A 22,261-nucleotide genomic window follows, 5' to 3' on the forward strand; every position below is an offset into this window, starting at 1 on the left:
CTGATTTCAACAAATTGTGCTTAACGATGGTCATTATGTTAGAGTAACTTTCAATCCCATTTTGGTCTGATTTCAACTGTAAAAGCAGTTTCGAACACGAAGTCACACAATACACTTTCAATCCCATTTTGGTCTGATTTCAACCGAATATCTTGCAAACGAAAAATCTAACTTTACGAAGCTTTCAATCCCATTTTGGTCTGATTTCAACGGTATAGAGAATTTAGCAGCCCCCCCTGAAATTGCAATCTTTCAATCCCATTTTGGTCTGATTTCAACGGCTTTGGCAGGGACTCCCATCGGTAGCATTGGCGGCTTTCAATCCCATTTTGGTCTGATTTCAACTGTTTAATCGTTTGTTCTACAAGAGCTATTATCTCTTCCTTTCAATCCCATTTTGGTCTGATTTCAACTAAACACTGGTGGGAGCAGGTATTGTTTTGTTTCGTTCTTTCAATCCCATTTTGGTCTGATTTCAACCAACCTGCAAGGTGCCTCCAGGGCCTTTTTTAAAGCTTTCAATCCCATTTTGGTCTGATTTCAACTTGGGATAAGGGTTGAGCTGAGAAGGAGCAAAACCTTCCGCCTTTCAATCCCATTTTGGTCTGATTTCAACGAGATATCTTGGTTGGTGCAGTATGTTTGCTTATAGCTTTCAATCCCATTTTGGTCTGATTTCAACATGAAACTGCTGAATAGAAGTAATCCGCAACTTCAATTGAAAGCTTTCAATCCCATTTTGGTCTGATTTCAACTTTCAACGAGAAGCTAGTGGTACTAGCATGGCATGTCCACATGCAGCTGGTGTCTTTCAATCCCATTTTGGTCTGATTTCAACCAATTTGACGCCCGGTGAGCTGAGCGGGGCGATTGCCTTTCAATCCCATTTTGGTCTGATTTCAACACTATTCCCTGCTTTACACGCCACAGGCTTTGAAGACCTTTCAATCCCATTTTGGTCTGATTTCAACTGGCGATATCTTGTGGTTAACAACATACGTTAAAGCACTTTCAATCCCATTTTGGTCTGATTTCAACGAATGTTACTGCCAGCGTCTTACTTTGTCCTGAATTACTTTCAATCCCATTTTGGTCTGATTTCAACTTTTGTGCAGTTCTCCCTACCCCAAAAAAGGGGTAGAATCTTTCAATCCCATTTTGGTCTGATTTCAACTTCGAATACATCGCAATTTTGGACAGTGGCGAGGTTTATGACTTTCAATCCCATTTTGGTCTGATTTCAACCTAAAAGTTGCATATCCTCGAGGGCAAGTTGTGACTGTCTTTCAATCCCATTTTGGTCTGATTTCAACATATAACGCTTGGGGCGAAGGAAGATATACTGTGGACTTTCAATCCCATTTTGGTCTGATTTCAACAAAGAGGGACATTTGTGAATAGGAATCTCGTATTTATATCTTTCAATCCCATTTTGGTCTGATTTCAACGAGAATTGGCAAGCTCATCCTCTACAGAAACAAAATCCCTTTCAATCCCATTTTGGTCTGATTTCAACCTGGATAGAAGTCCACCCGATCTTTTATTTTACGTGGCTTTCAATCCCATTTTGGTCTGATTTCAACAGAAGCTGATAAAGGATAGCTTCGAGGTCAAGATTCCCTTTCAATCCCATTTTGGTCTGATTTCAACTCTTATTTTAAATTAGCTTTATGGAAGTTGAGATAAACTTTCAATCCCATTTTGGTCTGATTTCAACTTACAGTAACAGGAAAAGCAAAAATAATGTTGGTGGACTTTCAATCCCATTTTGGTCTGATTTCAACCTCTCATAAGCCCTTAGAAAGCCATCTTGTCCGCAGACCTTTCAATCCCATTTTGGTCTGATTTCAACACGAGTTTGGAGACATTGAAGGCTATGAATACTTTGCCTTTCAATCCCATTTTGGTCTGATTTCAACCTGCCTACATAGCTTACAAACCGCCTTATTGGTCTACCTTTCAATCCCATTTTGGTCTGATTTCAACCCTTCCAGTTGCCAAATACAACTTGGTCGCCGAGTTTATTTCTTTCAATCCCATTTTGGTCTGATTTCAACAAATATATCTCAACGGGCAGAAGATTGGCAAAACTGGCTTTCAATCCCATTTTGGTCTGATTTCAACTTTCAACGAGGAATATGTTGGGCAAGCAAACTCATGTCTCTTTTCTTTCAATCCCATTTTGGTCTGATTTCAACTCCCCTTCTTCGTTATAATACCAAAGCATAGTGAAATCTTTCAATCCCATTTTGGTCTGATTTCAACAAGATTCTGCCTACATAGCTTACAAACCGCCTTATTGGTCTACTTTCAATCCCATTTTGGTCTGATTTCAACGTGGCTCATTAAACTCTCCGCAAACTCCGCAAACAACCTTTCAATCCCATTTTGGTCTGATTTCAACAAGTGGCTGTGCTTCTTACCTTTAATGCTTTTAAAAACTTTCAATCCCATTTTGGTCTGATTTCAACTCAAAAATTTCGTGAAGTTTATCAGATCGTGGAGAGTCTTTCAATCCCATTTTGGTCTGATTTCAACCTAATTATTTGGAGGATGCTATTGTAAGTGTGAGTGGCTTTCAATCCCATTTTGGTCTGATTTCAACTTTGCTCGTCAAAAGTCTTTCTTAAGTAGCTTCTTTGCTTTCAATCCCATTTTGGTCTGATTTCAACCCTCATGAATTTTTACTTCTTTCTCAATTTAAAGCTTTCTAATGCCTTCTTTTATTTATATACTCTCGCAAACCTCCAAAGTTGCAACTCATTTATAAAGGTGTGCGACTTTTTTCTTCGCATTCTTTTTGAATTTAATCACTTTTAAAAAGCTTTTTTAAAAATCAAATAAATTTCATCAGGGTAGAGCTTAAGAATAAAAATAGTAGAGCTCAGATTGGCAAAAGGAGGAAGTATAAAAAATAAATCTTTGTAATAATAAAGCGAAATTTTATCGCGTGCGACTTGCTATTTGGGCTTCGATTTTGATTTAAGGCTTTTAAAAGGTTTTTTGCTGAGTTTTAAGGAATTTGCTCAGGGATTAATTTAAATAATTGAAGGACTTTGTAATTCAAAAGAACAGTAAAACTCTCGTTTAAGAGTTGATAAATATCTAAATACGACTTTTTATCCTTTTTACTTCCTCCACGATCTTTGGCAGTATCTCACCAGCCTTTCCATAGAATACGACGTCAAATATGTGGTCTGCAACAGTTGATTCTGCATTTATTAGTATCATCTTTGCCCCATTGCTCTTCGCTATGTATGGAAGCTCCGCCGCAGGATAAACGACAAGGCTTGAGCCTACAACCAGAAAGGCATCAGCTCTCCTCGACTCCTCGATTGCCTGATATAGCACTGTCGATGGCAGGGGTTCGCCAAAAAGAACAACTTTTGGCTTTACGTAATAACTTCCGCAGTGTTTGCACTTCGGTATATCGCTATTCTGAAGCAAATCCGAAAAATCCTCCCAGCTATATTCTTTGCGACAGTCAAGGCATTTTAATTTCTCTATGCTTCCATGTAGCTCGTAAACCTTTTTGCTTCCCGCTCTCTGATGGAGCATGTCAATATTTTGAGTTATTACTGCCTTAACAATTCCCATTTTTTCAAGTTCTGCGATTGCATAATGGGCGGGATTTGGTTCAGCGGAAGTATTTTTCATGAGCTCCATCGAGAATTCCCAGAAAGCTCTTGGATTTCTTCTAAATCCCTGAATTGAAGCAACTTCTTCTGGGTCATACTTTCTCCATAACCCATCTTCACCACGGAAAGTTGGAATACCGCTCTCCGCAGATATTCCCGCTCCAGTAAAAACTACCGCATTCTTCGATTTTGCCAAAATTTCCGCTGAGAGTTTTATTTTATCATCAATACCATTAGGCATAAAATTCGTTTAATTGGAAATTAAAAAACTTTGCTGTTCACTGCGGGTTTTGGAATGCTATAAAGAGAGGGCTGGGAAACGAAAACTTAATAATTTGGTTTGCAAAATTCTCAAGGTGTCGAGCTGGGAGGAGTATTCAAAGAGCATTGAAAAGAGCAAGGAGTATCACGAACGCTATCATCGTGCGGTAAATCATCCGATAAGGAAGGAAATATTAAAGCTGATTCTAAAGGGTCTAAGCGAAGAACAGATAGCAAGAGAACTCAATTTATCAAGCTCGGAACTCAATTATCACCTTCAGGTTCTCCTTCAGGGATTCTGCATAAAGAGAGTTGACGGAAAGCTCGTTTTGACACAGGAGGGGAGAGTAGTTGAGCACATCTAAGCTTCGAATTGCCTTAGCCCAGCAGAAAATAGCTCCTGACAGAGAAGCGAATCTTATGAAAGGTTTGAGCCTGATTAAGAGAGCACTGCAAGTTAAAGCGAATTTGGTTATCCTTCCGGAACTTTTTAACACTGGACTTTATGAAAACTGCCTCTTGTCGGTTGAAAAGCTCGAAAAAGAGCTGGAAATGATCCTGAAACTTTCAAAAGAAAGGGATCTGGTAATCGTTGTGGGAGTCGCTGAGAAAAGCGACGCCTTATACGATTCAGCAGTCATTATAAACCGGGGAGAGATCTTGGGCATTCACAGAAAAAATCTTCTCTTTCCGCTCAACAGGGAAAAGGAATTTTTCAAGTCCGGAAATAGGCTCGAGGTCTTTGAAACTCCCATAGGTAGAATTGGTGTTTTGATCTGCTACGAAATAAGATTTCCAGAACTTGCAAGGAAATTGATGAAGAAAGGAGCTGAGATCATCGCTGTGCCTGCGGAGTTTCCAAAGCAGAGAATTGAGCACTGGAAGACATTGCTGAGGGCAAGAGCGATAGAAAACCAGCTATTCGTTGCGGGTGTTAACTGCGTTGAAGGGGATCTCGACTACGGGGGCAACTCAATGCTTGTCGATCCTGAAGGAAAAGTGCTTTTGGAAGCGGGGATCTATCAGGAAGTCCTGATGGCGGACATAGATCTGTCGGATGTTCAGAAAACGCGGGAAAAGCTTCCTTTTTTAAAGGACTATGAGAGTCTTGATCCTTCGTCCCGCTGAGCTTCTCAGCGAGACTGTCGAAATGTTCAGAAAAGCGGGAATCGAAGCTTACGGATGCCCATTTGTCGCATTGCGGTATGAGAACTTTCAGGTGCCCCCGCATGACTTTGCAATAGTTACGAGCCAGAATTCTGCGAGAGAAATAGCCAAAAGGGGAATAAAGCTTGAAAAAGTCATTGCAATCGGAAAAAAGACCGCAGAGATTCTAAAAAATGCGGGCTATGAAGTTCTTGTGCCAAAGAGATTCGAGTCGGGTGCCATCGTTGAGGAATTCAAAGAGCTTCTAAAGGGCAAAAGGGTTGTAGCGATTCGTAGCGATCAGGGAAGCGATGTTTTGCGAAGAATTTCTGAATTTGCAGACTACAGCGAAGTATTTGCTTACAGAATTGTCAAGCTAAAGGGGGAGGAGCAAAAAAAGGAGATAGAAAAAGTCAAATCTGGATTTTATGATGCAATTGTGTTCTCAAGCAGAATGATTGCGGAAAGCTTTCTTGATAATTGCGACGAAGAGTGCATCAAAAAACTCCGTAAAATTGTTCTTATTGCTATTGGAACACCAACCGCAGAGTTTCTTGAAAAAAGAGGTCTCTCGGCAATAATTCCAGATGAGTTTACATTTGAGGGAATAAAGAAGCTCATTAAAGCCCTAAAAGGTGCAAATTCCCGATGTTAACGTTCCTGAGATGCTTTTTTGCAGTTTTATAGCATTTCATCACCTGTTCTCTTGGTGTAACTGGAAGATCTGTTAGCTTATAATCCGGATGGAAAACGAGGAGGCTATATGGAATTTTCTCGCTGATAGAGGCTATAAAGCTTGCAATACCGTTGATCTCGGATTCATCAACGTAGTATGGCACCAGCAAAGTTGTGGCTGATAAAACTTCGGGAAATCGTTCACCAATGAGTTCAAAGTTTTTTCTAACTCTTTCAGGACTTCTTCCAGTTAGAAGCAAATGCAATGGCTCACTCCACGCTTTTAGATCGAACTTCACGGTTCCTTTAGACTTACTGCTAATCTCTGCACTCTTTAAAGCCAAAGCGGAATTTCCCGCTCCATTCCATTCCCAGCAGATCATGATGTCTTCTCTAAGCTCTAAAGCTTTTCTGCTGAATTTCAATGCAAAAGGAAGCTGAGGTTCTGGAGATCCGCCGAAGTGGCAGATGCATTTCACTCTTTTTTGCTGAACCGCTTGCAAAAGCTCTTCAAGACTTACGAAATTCCGATTCACGTTCTTGTGGCTCCAGTTCTGGCAAAAAACGCAGTCAAAGTTGCAACCGTAATAAAAAACAGCCATATTCGTCCCGGAGAGCTTGCTACCGCTGCAGAACCAAGAGTTACAGCAGTTCGTAGGCAAGGGATCCTCGTAGTAGATCAGATTGCCATAAAGGGGTTTTCCGCATAGAGCGAGCTCTTTGCATTCGTTTGCACAGAGCTTACAGGTTTTTACGAATGCTCCTTTCTTGGGATGAATTTTATCCAGCAGGCTTAATGATTTCTCAGACCTTGCACAATCAACGCAAACACCAAGGAATTTAGAAGGAGCATTTTTTCCGCAGAACTTGCATTCCATAAACTTAGTCTCCGCATAGTTTTAAAGATTTCGAAAATTCTGCAGTTTTTCGCTGAAGAAAATTAATATACTGCCAAAAAACTTTTGACATGGATCTTTGGGGATTCATAAAAGAGTATTACATTGACTCGATCGTTTACAAGGAGGGATACAACATCGTTAACACGCTTACATGGGCGATTATACTCGTAATTGCAGTTTTTCTGCTTTACAGATTCATCGAAAAAAGGTTTGAGATCGACAGAAAGTTTATTTTTGCAAACATCCCATACGTAATACTTGGTTCGTCTTCAAGAGTTGTGGAAGATGCGGGATTTTTGAAACCCCCAGTTTCATACGTTTTCATGTCTCCATTCATATTCTTTCTAATCTTTTTCATAGCATTTCCAACCCTTTTAGCATCAAGGAGATTTTTTGGTGATAGATATTACCTTGCCTATAGTTTGGTTGGGCTCGCTTTTGCGATTCCAACGCTTGCTCTTTTGTTTTTAAATCTAAAAATCGAAAATCCTCTTATTTTGCCCTATGCAATCATCGGAGCCTTTATCGTTGCCACCGCTTTTTATCAAATTCCGCTTAAAACAAAGAATTTGCTCAGCTTTTCTGTGATGTTTGCACATATGCTCGATAGCTTTGGAACGTTTTTGGGGGTTCAGTATCATGGCTACGTTGAGATCCACGTGCTTCCAGAACTCATCGTTGAAAACTTCGGGCCTATAGCTTTACCTATAGCCAAGTTCGCAGTCATAGGACTCGTTCTTTACCTTATAGATGCATCTGAGGAAAAAGAAAGTCTTAAGAACTTCTTAAAATTCGCTCTGCTCGTTCTGGGGCTTGGTCCAGCTTTGAGAAATGCCTTGAGAATAACCTTCGCGGTATGATAGTTACTCTGCTTACAGACTTCGGCGATTTTTATCCTGGAGTAATGAAGGGAGTAATATTAAGCTTGGCTCCAGAAGCAAAAATAGTCGATATAGCCCACTCTATTGAACCTCAGAACGTTTTTCAGGGTGCATTCTTGCTCTACCACTCCTATCGATTCTTCAGAAATGCGATTCATGTTGCGATCGTGGATCCAGGTGTTGGAAGCAATAGAAAAGCCATTGTTGTTAAAACCAAGCACCACTTCTTCGTTGCTCCTGACAACGGCATAGCCTATCCTTCTGCAAGCGAAGATGGGATTCTAAAGATCTATGAGATCGATAACAAGATCTCAGAGCTCGTTGGAGAGTTATCCACGACTTTTCATGGAAGAGACGTCTTCGCTCCAGCGGTGGCGATGCTTTTGAAACAAGATTTCAGCTACTTCAGAGAAATAGATGCCATGCAACCTTTAAATCTTTTTGACTACGCTTTAGAAGGAAAAAATCTAAAGGCAAGGGTTGTTTATGTCGATAGATTTGGAAATCTGATCACAAATGTTCCCGCAAATGCCTTGATGGGTGCAAAAGGTTTTAATCTTCATGGCATAGAATTTCCGATAGTGAAGACTTACTCTGATGTGGCTGAAGGTGAACCCTTGGCTTTGATCGGTAGCTTTGGAACTCTTGAGCTTAGCGTTAGAAATGGCAGTGCTTCGAAGTTGCTTGGAATCAGCTCAGGCTTTGTCGAGATGGAGGTGCTGAGATGAACGAAAAAATTCTTGCAAAAATGATTGAATCGGTTAACAAACACATGCCTGCAGTGACGAGAAATCTTGAAGAAATGCTAAATGAGAAGGATCCGACGATTCTTGCAAAGGATGGAAATGAATACTACATCGAGAAGAAAGAACTCGAGTTCATAGCACAGCACGTTGACGAGCTTGAAAGGAAAAAATTCAGGATCCCGATAATCTTGGAGATGTGCGAAATCGGTGGCGAAAGGGTAATTTTCGTAAGAGACAAGCTTCACATAGATTTTATAAAAAAAGCCTTTGGTTATGACCGCATGGTTAATGATAACCTGATGCTTTACCTTTACGAGCTTCCCGCAATAAGAAGAAAGCTTAGAACCGCAACACAGGTTATGTTTAGGGTGGAATTATGAGTCTTTTCGGCACAAATGGTGTTCGTGGAATTGCGAATGAAGAGCTCACAGCGGAAATGGCTTTAGATTTGGGCAGAGTGATAGCGACTTTAAAGCCCGGAAAAATAGCGGTTGCTTGCGACACAAGGCTTTCAAGCTTCATGCTGAAATCTGCGGTTCTTGCAGGAATAATGTCTGCAGGTAGCGTCGCAGTTGATCTCGGAATCGCTCCAACTCCAGCACTTCAGTTTTACGCAAAATTAAAGAAGATTGCAGGAGTTGTTGTTACTGCAAGCCATAATCCGAGAGAATACAACGGGATAAAGTTTGTTCAGGAAAATGGAGCAGAATTCTTTAGAGAAATGGATGAGCAAAGCGAAAGAGTTTACATGAGCAAAAGCTTTAGGATTGCGAAATGGAATGAGGTTGGTAGCCTTTTACACGACAATTGCATTGAGCCATACGTTAACGCAATCGTTGAAAGCGTTGCGATTGACAAAAAATACCGCGTTGCAGTCGATTGTGGCAATGGTGCTGGTTGCTTTACAACTCCTGAAATCCTGAAAAGGCTTGGTTGCGAGGTTTATGGTATAAACTGCAACCCAGACGGTAGATTTCCTGCAAGAAACCCTGAACCAGTTGAAAAAGAACTCGGACTTCTTAAGAGGGCGGTTGTTGATTTTGGAGCGGATTTGGGTGTTGCTCACGATGGCGACGCAGACAGGGCGGTTTTTGTGAATGAGAAGGGAGAGTTCGTTTCAGAAGATGCGATGCTTGCGTTGATGGCAAAGCACTACGTCGAGAAGCATGGTGGAGGCATTGTGGTAACTCCAGTTTCATCTTCTCGTTGCGTTGAAGATGCGGTAAAATCTGCTGGAGGAGAAGTGGTTTATACTGCTGTAGGTTCGCCAGTTGTTGCAAAGGTCATGATTGAAAAGAAAGCTATCTTTGGTGGCGAAGGAAATGGCGGACTGATCTTTCCAGAGCATCTGCTTGCAAGAGATGGGGGTATGAGCGTTGCAAAAATCCTCGAGCTTATGGACGAGACTGGAAAAAAGCTAAGTGAGCTAATTGCAGAGATTCCACGTTATTACATGCTTAAAGGCAAGGTTGAGTGCAGGAATAAGGAAAAAGTTCTTTCTGAGCTTCGAAGTAGATTCCCAGATGCCAATCATGTCGATGGTGCAAGGATCGATTTTGAAGACGGCTGGATTCTGATTCGTCCCTCGGGCACAGAGCCAATTGCAAGGATTTATGCTGAAGGCAAAACCAAGGAAAGGGCTGAAGAGCTTTACAGCGAGGGCATGAAGATTTTAAAGCAGATTCTCAGTTGATTTTTTGAATTTTATTAATTCGGCTAATTTTTGACTCGAAAATAACTTGATAAAAGTTTATAAATTTCGCATCACTGCTTTGAAACATGAGGTTCGGGAATCTTTTGTCCCCTCCAATGCCACCACTTGACAGGGCGATGAAGATAGCAATTCAGAGCGACGAAATGGGGTTCTATTCACTCGTGATCCCAGACCACACCCTTATGGTTCCTCCAGGGTTAACTCCGAATGCTTTGGCAATCCTATCCGCAGTTGCAATGAAAACTCAGAAAATAAAGCTTGGAACTGGCGTTACGGACTTCGTTAGATATCATCCATCAATTCTCGCACAGTTCTTCGCAACGCTTGACCATCTGGCTCCAGGAAGGACTTTTTTGGGCGTTGGAGCTGGAGAAGCGATGAACATTCTACCTTTCGGGATAAAATGGGATAGGTTCAACATGCTTAAAGAGGGTATAGAGATCACAAAGAAGCTCTGGGAAGGTGAGACCTTTTCTTATTCTGGAAAGGCATTCAAACTTGAAAATGCGTTTCTCCAGATCAAACCTGTGCAAAAGATTCCGATTTACGTTGGTGCAAACGGTAAAAAAACGAGAGAACTCACTGGGATGCTCTGCGATGGCTGGATGCCAATAGTCGAAACTCCAAAGACATACAAAGAGAATCTTCAAGACGTGAAAAGAGGGGCTGAGAAAGCTGGGCGAAATCTCGATGAGATCGACACTGCATTGCAGATCTACACCGCGATCGATTACGACAGTAGTCAGGCGATGGAAAGGGCAAGACGTTTTGCGGGCATAGTCATTTCAGCCCTCGAAAAGGTTGAGCAAGCCGGCTATACTCTCGATGTTCCGAAGGATTTCTCGAAGAGATTTTATTTTGAGAGATTGATGCTTACAGACGATTCGCTCTCGAAGTTCATCGAATACGCTTCAAGAGTAAGCGACGAAATTCTGGCGGATTTCTTCATAGTCGGAAATCCAGAGGAGTGCATTTCTAAGATAGAAGAATTCAGAAAGGCGGGCGTTAAGCATTTGATGGTCATAAACGTCGGACCAGATCCAAAGCTTGTGATGAAAATCTATGCTGAGAAGATAATACCCGCTTTCAGAGAGGATTAACCCTGTCGAAATATTTATATCAAATATTTATATCCGTCATATTTTTAATTAATCCTATGAAGCGATTAAGATCAGAATGGCTGTTGTTCGCTTCCCTGATTTTCTTGCTTCCGATTGCTTTTGGTGCGCTGACAATTTACGACACTTTCGAAAAAGAGCTCTTAAACGAGACTTTGAATGTCCCGATGGAGAACTACGCCTATGTTAGCTTTTACATAAGCTTAACTGGGAAAACCCAGAACAGGGTTTCTGTTGATGTGACTGAAATAAATGGCAAATACGTAAACATTTACATTTTCGACGAGGAAAACTTCAACCTTTACAGAGAAGGTAGAACTGCGGGTCCAATTTTCTCTGCAAGAGCTGAAAAGACGTATTCGAAGGTCTTTATTCCTGAAAAAAGTGGAAACTATTACGTTGTTATTGAGAACAGAGACCCCTTCAAAAAAACAGTTCGAGTGCAAGTTACATGGAAATATGGCGTTTCAGCTCCGGATTTGATTCCCGAATTTGTTGAAGCTCACCCTTCCGAGGTTTTCTGGGGTGAAAAAGTTTACGTTGACTTCAAAATAAAGAACTACAGCCCCGTAAAAGCTGGAACCCATGAAGTTGCGGTGTATCTTGAAGGCGAGGACGGAAAACTATACGAGCTCGATCGCATAAAGGTTGATCAGATCCTTGCTGAAGAAGTGAAGAGCCTCAGTTGTGAAAAAGTAATCTCAGACAAGGTTCCGAGAGGTTTGTATCGCGTAAAAATCGTTGCGGATTCAATGAATCAGGTCGAGGAATACAACGAGACGAACAACACGATCTACGGAGCCAAGATTTTTGTTAAGGGCAGCTCTTTGACACCTTCAGGTGCAAGAAGCCCAGGCTTTGAGCTTCTGCTTTCACTTATTGCATTAATCGGAATTGCACTATTGTTCAGAAAGCGTTAAATTCAGCTCAAAAATTTTTATAAAAAATAAATAACGGGATAGGGCGGAAAGCACTGCAGATAGCGGGGCGTGGATTTGAACCACGGATCTGCGGGTTATGAGCCCGCCGGGATTACCTGACTACCCTACCCCGCTTCAAGTTTTTGTCTTCTTGCGGTATTTCAAATTTTTCTTTCTATGAATTAAGATCTGGATCATGCTTTAAAGCGTTGATCTTGGTTAGCGTTTAACAATAAAATAGAAGTTTAAGAAAGCTTTAAGAAGGCTGTAAGTTCTTAGTCACAGTAAAGCTTATCAATAGATATGAGTTTATCGCAATCATGGATTTATATTTCATTGTTCCAATACTTGGGGCACTCGCCTTGCTGTCCGCAATCGCTTCGCTATTAACAAGGGATAACTTCTACTCTGCCTTATACATGTCTTTAACAATGCTTTTCATCGCTGGGATCTATGCATTCTACAATCTTCAGCCTTCGGTTGTTCTAATTACTCTTGTCTTCGTTGGTGCTGTCGGCGTTGTAACGATTGCGGTTGCAGCAACCTACAGGGCTAAGAGTTCCAGAAAGCTTAGCATGTTGCCCGCCTTAGCGATCGCTATTGTTGTTGCGCTTATAATTTTGCGATTGCCTTTAGAGTTTCGTTTTGAAGTTTTGGAGAATGGAATAACTTTTCTTGGCGATTACTTCATTGCGGTTCTTTTCCTTGTCTGCATGATGATATTAATAATGCTATCAACGATAAAAATCCTTAAGGAGGTAGGAAGATGATCGAGCTCGCAATTGCACTGGTTGTCATTTTTGTGGCTTATCTAATGGCAATATCTTCCAGAGATGCGGTTAGATTGCTAATAAGCCTCGAGCTTATGTTTGCGGGAGTATTCTTGGCAATTCTGCCATTGTTTGCCTCAATTCCAGACACCGCTTTTGCAATTCTCGTTGTTGCCATCTTTACGAGCGGTGCGGAGCTCTTAATTCTGATCTCTGCAATCATAATCCTTGACAAGCTTAAGAAGGGCATCGAGATCGAGAAAATCTCGACTGGAGGTGATGTTGAATGAATTTTCTGCTAATTCTTCTTTTTCCCCTTCTGATCACATTCATACTTCCGATCTTCAGAGCAAGAATAGCAACCGCTTTGTCAACGATCTCTTTCCTGATTCCAGCATTTGTTTCTTTGTATCTGCTATTGACTGCACATAGAGGAGAAGAGCTACTAATGAATCTGCCAGCACCAATTGGGGACTTCTACTTGCTATATGATCCAATAAGCCACGCATTTGGCTTTACGATTTCATTGGTTTCAGCAATGGTTGCCCTTTACTCTTTGCCCTACATGAAGCATAGATTTGAAGAGATGGGAGCAAAAGAAGGAGAGTTCAGAAAATACTGGTTCCTATACAATCTATATGCAGTCTCAATGTTATGGCTCGTTTACAGCGGGAACTTGCTTTTGCTATACATCTTCCTTGAAATTTCCTTACTCGCTTCGTTCATGCTCATTTACTTATACGGCTACGGCAACAGGCAATGGGTCGGAATTCTTTACTTTGTATGGACACACATCGCTGGTGTTTTGGCTTTAACTGGTTTCCTTATCGTTGCTTTTGCAAATCAGACCCTTGCTTTAAATGAGTTGAAGGTCATAGGCTTTATTCCATGGCTTCTTATCTTTCTTGGAATGGTTGTCAAGCTTCCGGGGCTTGGACCTCACATCTGGCTACCTTGGGCTCACGCAGAAGCTCCAACCCCAGTTAGCGCTTTGCTGAGCCCGCTGACAGTTGGACTTGCGGGCTATGTGCTTCTGAGAATTTATCTCATTGACAGCTCCTTCATAGTTCAGTTTAGAGACATTATAATCTTCTACGCAATAATCTCGAGCATCTACGCTGGACTCAGCGTCTTCAAGCAAAGGGATTACAAGAGATTGCTTGCATACTCCACAGTCTCGCAGATGGGCTATGTGCTAATTGCAATCTGTCTCGGCTCCTACGGGCTCATTGGGCTCGTAATCCAGTATATGAGCCACGCATTTGGCAAAGCAATCCTCTTCATGACCGCTGGAGCAATCATAGCGACTTTCCACGGGCTTAGAAATCTCGACAAAATGAAGGGGATGCACGAGTTTGTTCCCACGATTTCCAACGCAGCACTGCTTGGCTTCATGACGCTGAGCGGTATCATAACGATTGGAATGTTTGCTGAATTCTTTATACTGCTCGGACTAACTCAAATCTATGGGTTCAATTTGCAAATAATTTCTTTGGTTGTTCTTGTTTTCATAATTTCTGGGCTATACAGCTTCTACACGATGAAAGAAATCTACTACGGAACACCAATGAGCTACGAGAAGCCAAAGTTCAGCAGGCTACTTGATCTGCCCTTGTATGCGATTGCTTTCTTCAGCGTAGCCTTTATCTTTCCGCCCTTGGCTCCCGCCCTTCTTGACGGCATAAAGCTTGCCCTCGGGGGTGTTATGCCATGATAGATTTCCCGCTCAATGAAGCAACCTTAATCGCAACTCTGCTCCTTGCCCCAATCATTTCGAGTTTGCCAGTTGCCTTTGCATGGCTAATGGAACCAAAAAGAGAGTGGACAAGAAATCTGCCCATTATTGCGGTCTTTGGGCTTTTCATATCTTTAATCTGTTCTCTCTACATCCTTTTTAACTTTGGTAAACTTGAAGGAGCGGTTAAGATTCCATTTGACTGGCTTCCTGGCTACAACATTAGCTTTGTGTTCATCTTTGACTACCTTAGCAAGATCATGGGTGTGCTCACAGCTTTCATAGCATTCCTCATCGGCGTTTATGGCTTGGAATACATGAAGCACGATTACCGTCTTGGCTGGTATTGGTTCTTCTTCAACCTGTTCACAGCCTCGATGCTCCTCGTTGTTTACAGCGATAACTTGCTAATGCTCCTTATTGGCTGGGAAGGGCTTGGATTGGCTTCATGGGGTCTTATAGGGCATTGGTTTAGAGATGACGATGACATGAGCTTCGTTGGAAACGTTGGCAGAAAAATAGCGGGAATTAACTACTTCTGGTCTCCAAGTCTTGGAGCATGGAGAGCAATCTCGACGATTCGCATAGGAGACATGCCGATGTTCTTCGCAATCGCCGCAATTTTCTTCTTTGCTGGAACCCTAAACATAAGCGAAATCCACTGGCATGAACTTGCAGAAAAGGTTGGGGCATTTGGAATCTTCTTAATACTCTTCGCTTTCCTGCTCGGTCCATTTACGAAGTCTGCACAGTTACCGTTCAGTGAATGGCTGATGACCGCAATGACTGGTCCTACGACTGTTAGCGCTTTGCTTCATTCAGCTACAATGGTCGCAGCTGGAACATACATCTTCATGCGACTGAGCTGGTATATGGAGCCATGGAACATCCATAACGCTGGAGTTGAGTCCATCTACGTTCTTGTTCTTTTCCTTGGCTTGGTTTCAGCTTTTTATGGTGCCTCAGTTGCGCTTGGCTGTCTTGAGAGGAAGGTTTTGCTCGCAGCCTCGACGATGTCAAGCCTTGGGCTCATGTTTGCAACCGCTTCAGCGAGCAAATGGGTTGGTGAGTTCGCATTGATGGTTGCATTCTGGTATCTCGTCACGCATGCCTTCGCAAAGGCTACTTTATTCCTTGTTGCGGGGCATTTAATCCATGAGACTCACGATCGCTTCTGTGTCGGCGGAAAGGATATTGCGAAACATCTAAGGCTTGCATTTCTTGCAACAATCATCGCAACTCTTTGCCTTAGCGGAATCCCGCCACTTACCGCTTACTGGGTAAAATCCGCAATGGATGGAGTTATGCATAGCTTGGAGCATGAATTCGGCTTAATTCCGCTAATGCTATTGGTTTTGACTTCAGCCATTTACTCAGCATTCCTTGCAAAGTTCCTGAGCCTTAACTTCCTGAAAGGAGATTACAAGCTCAAGGCACATGGCGGTGGAAGGCTGATGAGCTTTGCTTACATCGTAATGGGCTCAATGCTAATTTTGCTCCTTGCAATTTACCTCATAGATCACGAATTCCATGAATTTGTCGAGGAGGGATTTTTGACCTCTTCATTAACCGTTGGCTTGGTTGTGCTAACCACTTACCTGATTGGACTGGCTAAGCCCAGACTTGAGTCTCCAATTGGCAAAGCCCTTGGAGACAGATTATACTTGGCATTTTTGAATGACTACTTAGTCCCCAAGCTTGGCTGGGCTCTTGCTAAACTCGTGGATTATGGAAATAGAGCAATAGACTTCTTCTGCCATAAAGCGATTCCAGATTCGTTTAACTTTGCTTCTAAGAGCATAAGGAAAGTGCAGAGCGGTAGCGTTGAGAGATATCTGAAGATCTCAGTCGCGGTAATCCTGCTTCTCCTTGTAGTAGCGGTTGCCTTAGGGGTGATCGTATGATTACCGAGCTCGACATTCTTAAGGCTCTCGTAATTCTGACCTTTGCGGGCATTTTGAGCTATAAGAATTCCATATTGTCATTAGCTCTTAGCATACTTGTTGTATTTCTATTCTTGGAATCCGATGGGCTTATTCTGATGGTTTTGTCGGTTGCAATCCTAAATTTAATCTCGATGCTTGCGATCAGGAAAAACCAGATCGCTGGACTGGATTATGCTTTGATCGTATTCATGGCAATTGCCACCGCTTATGTCTTTTTCACTTCTGACATTGCGGAACTGCTCGTTCTATTCGTGGTTGTTTCCGTTCCTACTTATTTGATCGTAATGCTCGATGAGGGCAAGCTGAACGTTGATACTGGCATTAAATACATCGCATTCATGGTCATTGCTACTGTAGTCTTTATCATTGGCTCAGCGGTGCTTTACTTGGGCTATAGCTGGCAAAATTCAACGATCTACTTGCTCGGCTTTGTTGTCCTGCTCATTGGCTTAGCCTTGGAAGTCGGGGTAGCTCCATTTCACGAATGGGTTCCAGATGTTTTTTCAAATGCGAATCCGATCTCGATCTCGATCATTGCATCGCTCGCAAAGTTCGTTCCATTCATCGTCGCATACAAGATCCTTCTAATGACCGCAACTGAGCTAACTTCGCTTGCACTGCTAATCCTTGCGGTTGTTTCAGCAATTTCAATGTTCATCGGAAACATTGGAGCCCTAACAGCCAAGGATCCAGCAAGAATACTGGCTTACTCAACGATAGCAAACATGGGCTATGTGCTTGCTGCCTTTTCAGCAATCATGGCACCAAGAGAATTTGTTTACTATGCAATCGCCGGCGGATTGCTTCAGCTGTTTGTGAATGCATTTGGCAAAATTGGCTTCTTTAATGCAATTAAGGGAGGATCTTCGAGTCTCTCAAACTACCTTCTGAGCTTCTCATTCATAGGCCTGCCACCTTTAATGGGCTTCTGGAGCAAATTCTTCATAATCTACGCTCTTGTGTTTTCTAACTATCTCTGGCTTGCGATCTTGCTTGTGCTGAATTCGGCGATCTCGATTCCATACTATCTAAGACTTGTAAGGCTCACAGAAGTTAGCTCGAAGTCGTTGATCACAAACACTGTGGCAACTGTAACCGCTTTTGTTATGCTGATCACTTTGATTCCACCAGTCTGGTTTGTAGAGCTTGTTAAGGAGGTGTTGAAATGATCGAAAACGTTCTTGTAATCCTTCTGATCGTTGCGGTTGCACTTATAACAGACGTCGCAGTGCTTATACTTGTTAAGGTTCTACCGAAATACAGACTTACAGAAGTCAAGATCCAGAGATTTGAAGCGGGAAACATCCCGATAGGGCATCCAAAGTGGGTTTTGCCGATGCAGTATTTTGGGTTCGTCGTAATGTTCTTGGCTCTGGAGCCGATATTTGTTTTAATTCTGCTTCTTTCTGCGGTGGCATCCTTGGATGTGTATGCATTCACGATCATTGCCCTTGCACTGCTCCTTCCCGCTCTTTACGCTGGTTACAACTACTCTCTTGAGGTTGCTGGGCTAAAGAGAGGTGGTAGAAATGGATGACTTTACTAAATTCATCCATAGCGGAAAGCTCGCTCCGTTGAAGAAATGGGGCACGAAATGGAGTCTGTGGCCAGTTCATCTTGTCACCGCATGCTGTGGCGCAGAGCTTGCTCATGCCTTTGCATCTGGCTACGATGGAGAAAGAATTGGAGCCTTAAATTACGGTATTGCAAGGCAAACTAATCTTATAATTGTTGAAGGAGCCATTACAAGGAAGATGGCAAGAGTTTTAAGAATAACGTGGGAGCAGATGCCGGATCCAAAGTTTGTGATTGTCATGGGAGCCTGCGGGCTCAATGGTGGTATTTTCTGGAACGGCTACAACCTCGTGAAGCCTTCAGAAGTTGTTCCCGTTGAATTCTTTATTCCCGGATGCCCGCCTACTCCAGAGGCTTTGTTAAGGGGAATAAGACAGCTACAAAAGAAGCTTGAAACGGGCGAGGCTGAGAGCTCGATTGATTTTTACGATCTAAAGCTTCAGAAGGGCAAGATCCCAAAGATTTTGCCAAAAAGTCCTAAGAGGATCTCTGAAAATCCTTTGATCATCGTCAACAGAGCAAAAGAAGTTGACTGGGCTTTTGGAAAAGAATTGTGCGAAAAGCTGAAAGCATTGAAATTGGAGTCTGTGGTGATCACCGCAAAGAATAGAATTGCATTAAAGGTTTCCGAGAGCAATTTGAAAGAGACCGCAATAGAATTGAAGAAGCTCGGCTTCGATCACGTTAAGTCGGTAAATGTGATCGATGTTCCCGCTAAGGATAAGTTCATTGTCGAATACCACATTTCGAGCTACAGCAATAAAGATCTAATGCCCGTGATCGTAAATCTATTCACAGAAATTCCCAGAAAAGATGCGAAGGTTAGTAGCTTGGCAGACATTTTCCCCAGTGCGGATTACATGGAGAGAGAGATGCACGATTTCTTTGGAGTTGAATTCAAAGGAAACCCATGGAAGGGCAAATTCCTTCTTGCTCCAGATACTCCAGAATTCCCGCTAAGGAAAGATTTCAAGCTTCAGGAAGAAATTTACGTGGGTGATTGAAATGAAAGAGATCCCGATCGAGGTTCCTGTTGAACCACCGAAAGAGCTGGAGTCCCTTTTCCTTCCAATTCCCAAGGAATACGTTGAGGAAGTTTACAAGAAGGACGAATTTCTGATCCTTGTCGGCCCTCAGCATCCCGGAAGCGGGCACATGAGGCTAATCGTTAGAGTTAAGGGAGACATAATTCAGGAAGTCATTCCAGATCCCGGATACGTGCACAGATCAATGGAAAAGCTTGCGGAGAACAGACTTTATATTCAAAACATCCCGCTCGTTGAAAGACCCGCAATAATGGATTCCGCAAACCTAAACCTTGGCTACGTTAGAGCGATTGAGTCCGCTTTGGATCTTGAAGTGCCAGAGAGGGCAAAGTATCTCAGGACGATCCTTGCTGAGCTATGCAGAATTGGAACGCATTTATACGATGCGGCGATTCTTGCGGTATTCTTGGGGCACACAACTGGTTTCATGTATCCATTTGGCATAAGAGAGCTGATCTGCGAGGCTCTTGTTAGAATGACTGGAGTTAGATTTACCTCCTCTTTTATCATTCCGGGCGGTATTAGGCGAGACGTTGATAAGGCGACGCTTGATTGGCTTTACTCGGCAACATTTGCAATAGAGAAAAGGCTAAAGAGCTTTGAAAGGATCTTCATAAGGAATCCTACGGTTATTGCGAGGCTTAAGGATGTAGGGGTGCTTAGCAAGCAAGAAGCAATTGAATTTGGCGTTGTTGGGCCATTTTTAAGGGCAAGTGGGGTTGAGTATGACGTTAGAAAAGTTGAGCCCTACGAGGCTTACGACAAGGTTGACTGGGAAATCGTCGTGGCTGACGAAGGGGATAGCTATTCAAGGTTCCTTGTTCGAGTTAACGAAGTTGCCCAGAGCCTTAGAATTATAAGGCAGTGCATCGCAGATCTTCCACAGGGAAGAGTTATAAGTGAACAGATCTGCGACAGCCCTGAGATCAGGGGCGAGTTTTTTGACAGACTTGCAGACATCGTTCTGCCAGTCGGTGAGTTTACAACGCTAACTGAAGCTGCAAGGGGCTCGGTGATCTACACACTCGTGAGCGATGGTGAAAGCAATGTGCCCTATCGCCTTAGAATAGTCACTCCCGGATGGCTTTATCTTCGCGGCTTCATGGAGTCGCTGAAAGGCGAGAGACTTGCAGACCTTCAGGCGATCTATGGGAGCTTTGGCTATTTCCCGCCCGAAGCGGATAGGTGATGGCTATGCTGGAGACATTGCTCGACTTCGTTAAATTCCTGTTAAGCGTTCTGAAAGCAAATCAGCTCGATATCCCGATAATAAAGCCGATCATAGGCATATTGATGAAAATCGTAGCCCAAATTCCGATACCATACCTAAGCAATCTGGTCGATTTAATTCTCGCAATAGTCCTCTGGCGACCGTTGTTCGCAATCGCAATTATGCCCGGGCTAACGATTCTGATGATCTATCTTCTTTACATCGTTTGGTTTGAGAGAAAACTCACCGCGAGGATTCAGTGGAGAGTTGGACCTCTGGAAGTTTACCGCCCATTAAGGGGAGCAATTCAGGCTCTTGCGGACGGTGTGAGATATCTGTTCCAGGAGGCAATAATTCACAGAGATGCTCATCGCCCTTATTTTGTGCAACTTCCAATTCTCGCCTTTATTCCGATTCTGCTTCCAATTGCCTTTATACCTGCGGGCAACGTTGTTGGAATAAAATCGCCATACGCAATCCAGCTCACAGTAGCCTTTATCTCTCTGATTCCGATAACGATAGTCGCCATTGGTTGGGCTTCAAACAACAGATTTGCCTTCATAGGCTCGGTTAGAGAGGCTCTGATGTATGTTGCCTATGAAATCCCATTCATAATTGCAGTCATCTCGATGGTCTTTCTCTATGGCAGTGGAGATCCCTATGTGGCGGTTGAGAAGCAGTGGATTCCGGGGGCAATTCTTAATCCTTTGGCATTTCTGGTGTTTCTCATAGCGATGCTGATGGCAACTTCCCGTTTACCGTTTGAGATCCCTGAGGCAGATCAGGAGATCGCCTTTGGACCATTTGTGGAGTATTCTGGTATTCTTTTTGGGCTTGTAATGGTTTTGGCTTACGAGAAGCTTTATGTAATGGCTTTGCTTTTCGTGATCTTATTCCTTGGTGGCTGGAATGGGATATACATCTCTTTGCTCGGTGATCTCAACGCCCCGCTATGGCTCGTGATAAAAACTCTCATTGTGATCTCGATAATTGCTATGGTTAGATCGATGTATGCCCGTTATAGGATTGATCAGGCTTTGCGAATTAGTTTTAGCTGGATATTGGCTCTTTCGATAATTGCCTTGCTAATTGGTGCGGGAGTGGGGATGTTGGTATGAAGGTAGAATTTAAGGCTGGCAAAGCTGAAATGCTTCGAAATCACATCGAAGTCATTCGGGAAGCAATCAGGCAGGCTATAACGCCTGATAGAGTGACTGTTGAGTATCCAAGAGAAAGAAGAAAATATCCCACTAATTTCAGGGGGCTAATTATATTTGATCAGGAGAAATGCATAAGCTGTTTCAGATGTGCTCACATCTGCCCGGCGAATGCGATTCAAATGACCTTCTACGAAAAGGCTTGGCCGGGAATTGATTACACAAAGTGCATTTTTTGTCATTTCTGCGTTGAAAGCTGTCCGAGTGGAGCACTGAAATCAACGAAGATCCATGATGTAGCCTTTGCAACAATGAATGAAATGAAGCTGAGAGCGGATCAAATGATGAAAGCTCCTGAAGTCTTTCGAGAGGATACAGTTACTGTTGAGTATCTAATCGATGATGAAGGCTGGAAATTGATTAGAAAGCCAGAAATCGAAGAGCTGGTAGTTGAAGCATTCTTGCCACCAGTTAAAAGGAAAGTTTCAATTTGCACCGATCCAGAGAGCTGTCTTGGTTGCAGGATCTGCGTTGAACTTTGCCCAAGTGATGCGATCGCAGTAGACAGAAAGGCTAACAAGCTTAAGATCGACGCTAAGAAGTGCACTGGCTGTGGGATCTGCGTTAGAAATTGTCCCATGCGGGTGCTTGAGCTGAAAGAGGTGTCTTAATGCAGGAATGGCAAATAATTTTACCCGAGAAAAAACACAAGAAGAAATTCTTCGGCAATCTGCTCGAAGAAGTCATCAAGCCAGCGATCTGCAGTCATTGCACAGCCTGCTCGGCAATCTGCCCGGTCAAGGGAATAACAGCGGGAGACAAGC

21 protein-coding genes, 1 tRNA gene and 1 CRISPR repeat array (1 of these 23 only partly in view) are annotated in these 22,261 nt (G+C 42.8%); of the genes, 19 read left to right on the forward strand and 3 right to left on the reverse strand.

Annotation, left to right across the window (positions count from 1 at the left end):
* Positions 1-2,672: direct repeats of the CRISPR family, unit length 30 nt; unit sequence CTTTCAATCCCATTTTGGTCTGATTTCAAC (it extends 288 nt beyond the left edge of the window).
* A 433-nt stretch (positions 2,673-3,105) separates the two neighbouring features.
* A complete protein-coding gene (cobB, locus tag QXI54_06545) occupies positions 3,106-3,879 on the reverse strand; it encodes an NAD-dependent protein deacetylase (GenBank protein MEM0302807.1) in 774 nt (257 codons plus the stop codon).
* A gap of 115 nt (positions 3,880-3,994) precedes the next feature.
* Here cobB and QXI54_06550 point away from each other — a divergent pair, with 115 nt between their 5' ends.
* The 3 genes from QXI54_06550 to QXI54_06560 are packed head-to-tail and all read left to right on the forward strand — an operon-like array spanning position 3,995 to position 5,700.
* Positions 3,995-4,264, forward strand: coding sequence for a helix-turn-helix domain-containing protein (locus tag QXI54_06550; GenBank protein ID MEM0302808.1), 270 nt, complete (start codon positions 3,995-3,997; stop codon positions 4,262-4,264).
* Positions 4,251-5,027 (forward strand): nitrilase-related carbon-nitrogen hydrolase, encoded by a 777-nt coding sequence (locus tag QXI54_06555; protein ID MEM0302809.1) that lies wholly within the window; start codon positions 4,251-4,253, stop codon positions 5,025-5,027. Before QXI54_06550 ends, QXI54_06555 begins: the two co-directional genes overlap by 14 nt.
* Positions 4,999-5,700 carry a uroporphyrinogen-III synthase gene (locus QXI54_06560; GenBank protein MEM0302810.1) on the forward strand — a complete coding sequence of 234 codons (702 nt, stop codon included), beginning with the start codon at positions 4,999-5,001 and terminating at the stop codon, positions 5,698-5,700. The genes QXI54_06555 and QXI54_06560 overlap by 29 nt, the downstream gene beginning before the upstream one ends.
* On the opposite strand, the gene QXI54_06565 is transcribed toward QXI54_06560, so the two are convergent.
* Entirely contained in the window at positions 5,666-6,598 is a 933-nt protein-coding gene (locus QXI54_06565) for a radical SAM protein (GenBank protein ID MEM0302811.1), read from the reverse strand. The two genes, QXI54_06560 and QXI54_06565, sit on opposite strands and share 35 nt — an antisense overlap.
* An 89-nt stretch (positions 6,599-6,687) precedes the next feature.
* Here QXI54_06565 and QXI54_06570 point away from each other — a divergent pair, with 89 nt between their 5' ends.
* From QXI54_06570 to QXI54_06595, 6 genes are all read left to right on the forward strand, one after another.
* On the forward strand, positions 6,688-7,479 hold the full coding sequence (locus QXI54_06570; protein ID MEM0302812.1) for a DUF63 family protein: 792 nt from the start codon (positions 6,688-6,690) through the stop codon (positions 7,477-7,479).
* Positions 7,476-8,228, forward strand: coding sequence for an S-adenosyl-l-methionine hydroxide adenosyltransferase family protein (locus tag QXI54_06575; GenBank protein ID MEM0302813.1), 753 nt, complete (start codon positions 7,476-7,478; stop codon positions 8,226-8,228). The genes QXI54_06570 and QXI54_06575 overlap by 4 nt, the downstream gene beginning before the upstream one ends.
* On the forward strand, positions 8,225-8,626 hold the full coding sequence (locus QXI54_06580; GenBank protein MEM0302814.1) for a DUF61 family protein: 402 nt from the start codon (positions 8,225-8,227) through the stop codon (positions 8,624-8,626). Before QXI54_06575 ends, QXI54_06580 begins: the two co-directional genes overlap by 4 nt.
* Complete coding sequence (gene glmM, locus QXI54_06585; GenBank protein MEM0302815.1) at positions 8,623-9,939, forward strand: phosphoglucosamine mutase; 1,317 nt, start codon at positions 8,623-8,625, stop codon at positions 9,937-9,939. Before QXI54_06580 ends, glmM begins: the two co-directional genes overlap by 4 nt.
* An 86-nt stretch (positions 9,940-10,025) precedes the next feature.
* Entirely contained in the window at positions 10,026-11,060 is a 1,035-nt protein-coding gene (locus QXI54_06590) for an LLM class flavin-dependent oxidoreductase (protein MEM0302816.1), read from the forward strand.
* 56 nt (positions 11,061-11,116) lie between these two features.
* Positions 11,117-11,998, forward strand: coding sequence for a CARDB domain-containing protein (locus QXI54_06595; GenBank protein MEM0302817.1), 882 nt, complete (start codon positions 11,117-11,119; stop codon positions 11,996-11,998).
* A gap of 60 nt (positions 11,999-12,058) precedes the next feature.
* On the opposite strand, the gene QXI54_06600 is transcribed toward QXI54_06595, so the two are convergent.
* A tRNA-Met gene (locus tag QXI54_06600) sits at positions 12,059-12,133 on the reverse strand.
* Positions 12,134-12,318: 185 nt separating this feature from the next.
* On the opposite strand from QXI54_06600, the gene QXI54_06605 reads away from it, so the two are divergent.
* From QXI54_06605 to QXI54_06650, 10 genes are read left to right on the forward strand one after another with little or no spacing between them, the layout of a single operon-like run.
* Positions 12,319-12,768 carry a hypothetical protein gene (locus QXI54_06605; protein ID MEM0302818.1) on the forward strand — a complete coding sequence of 150 codons (450 nt, stop codon included), beginning with the start codon at positions 12,319-12,321 and terminating at the stop codon, positions 12,766-12,768.
* On the forward strand, positions 12,765-13,058 hold the full coding sequence (locus QXI54_06610) for a F420H(2):quinone oxidoreductase (protein ID MEM0302819.1): 294 nt from the start codon (positions 12,765-12,767) through the stop codon (positions 13,056-13,058). Before QXI54_06605 ends, QXI54_06610 begins: the two co-directional genes overlap by 4 nt.
* Complete coding sequence (locus QXI54_06615; protein MEM0302820.1) at positions 13,055-14,482, forward strand: complex I subunit 5 family protein; 1,428 nt, start codon at positions 13,055-13,057, stop codon at positions 14,480-14,482. The genes QXI54_06610 and QXI54_06615 overlap by 4 nt, the downstream gene beginning before the upstream one ends.
* The gene (locus QXI54_06620; protein ID MEM0302821.1) at positions 14,479-16,407 is read left to right on the forward strand and encodes an NADH-quinone oxidoreductase subunit L; all 1,929 of its coding nucleotides are present in this window, start codon (positions 14,479-14,481) and stop codon (positions 16,405-16,407) included. Before QXI54_06615 ends, QXI54_06620 begins: the two co-directional genes overlap by 4 nt.
* Positions 16,404-17,618 (forward strand): proton-conducting transporter membrane subunit, encoded by a 1,215-nt coding sequence (locus QXI54_06625; GenBank protein MEM0302822.1) that lies wholly within the window; start codon positions 16,404-16,406, stop codon positions 17,616-17,618. The genes QXI54_06620 and QXI54_06625 overlap by 4 nt, the downstream gene beginning before the upstream one ends.
* The gene (ndhC, locus tag QXI54_06630; protein ID MEM0302823.1) at positions 17,615-17,986 is read left to right on the forward strand and encodes an NADH-quinone oxidoreductase subunit A; all 372 of its coding nucleotides are present in this window, start codon (positions 17,615-17,617) and stop codon (positions 17,984-17,986) included. Before QXI54_06625 ends, ndhC begins: the two co-directional genes overlap by 4 nt.
* A complete protein-coding gene (gene nuoB / locus QXI54_06635) occupies positions 17,979-19,028 on the forward strand; it encodes an NADH-quinone oxidoreductase subunit NuoB (GenBank protein MEM0302824.1) in 1,050 nt (349 codons plus the stop codon). The genes ndhC and nuoB overlap by 8 nt, the downstream gene beginning before the upstream one ends.
* Position 19,029: 1 nt before the next feature.
* Entirely contained in the window at positions 19,030-20,259 is a 1,230-nt protein-coding gene (locus QXI54_06640; GenBank protein MEM0302825.1) for an NADH-quinone oxidoreductase subunit D, read from the forward strand.
* On the forward strand, positions 20,259-21,398 hold the full coding sequence (gene nuoH / locus QXI54_06645) for an NADH-quinone oxidoreductase subunit NuoH (GenBank protein ID MEM0302826.1): 1,140 nt from the start codon (positions 20,259-20,261) through the stop codon (positions 21,396-21,398). Before QXI54_06640 ends, nuoH begins: the two co-directional genes overlap by 1 nt.
* A complete protein-coding gene (locus QXI54_06650; GenBank protein MEM0302827.1) occupies positions 21,395-22,108 on the forward strand; it encodes a 4Fe-4S binding protein in 714 nt (237 codons plus the stop codon). The genes nuoH and QXI54_06650 overlap by 4 nt, the downstream gene beginning before the upstream one ends.
* Positions 22,109-22,261 lie beyond the last annotated feature (153 nt).

Source organism: Archaeoglobaceae archaeon (assembly GCA_038734275.1).
Classification (GTDB): Archaea; Halobacteriota; Archaeoglobi; order Archaeoglobales; family Archaeoglobaceae; genus WYZ-LMO2.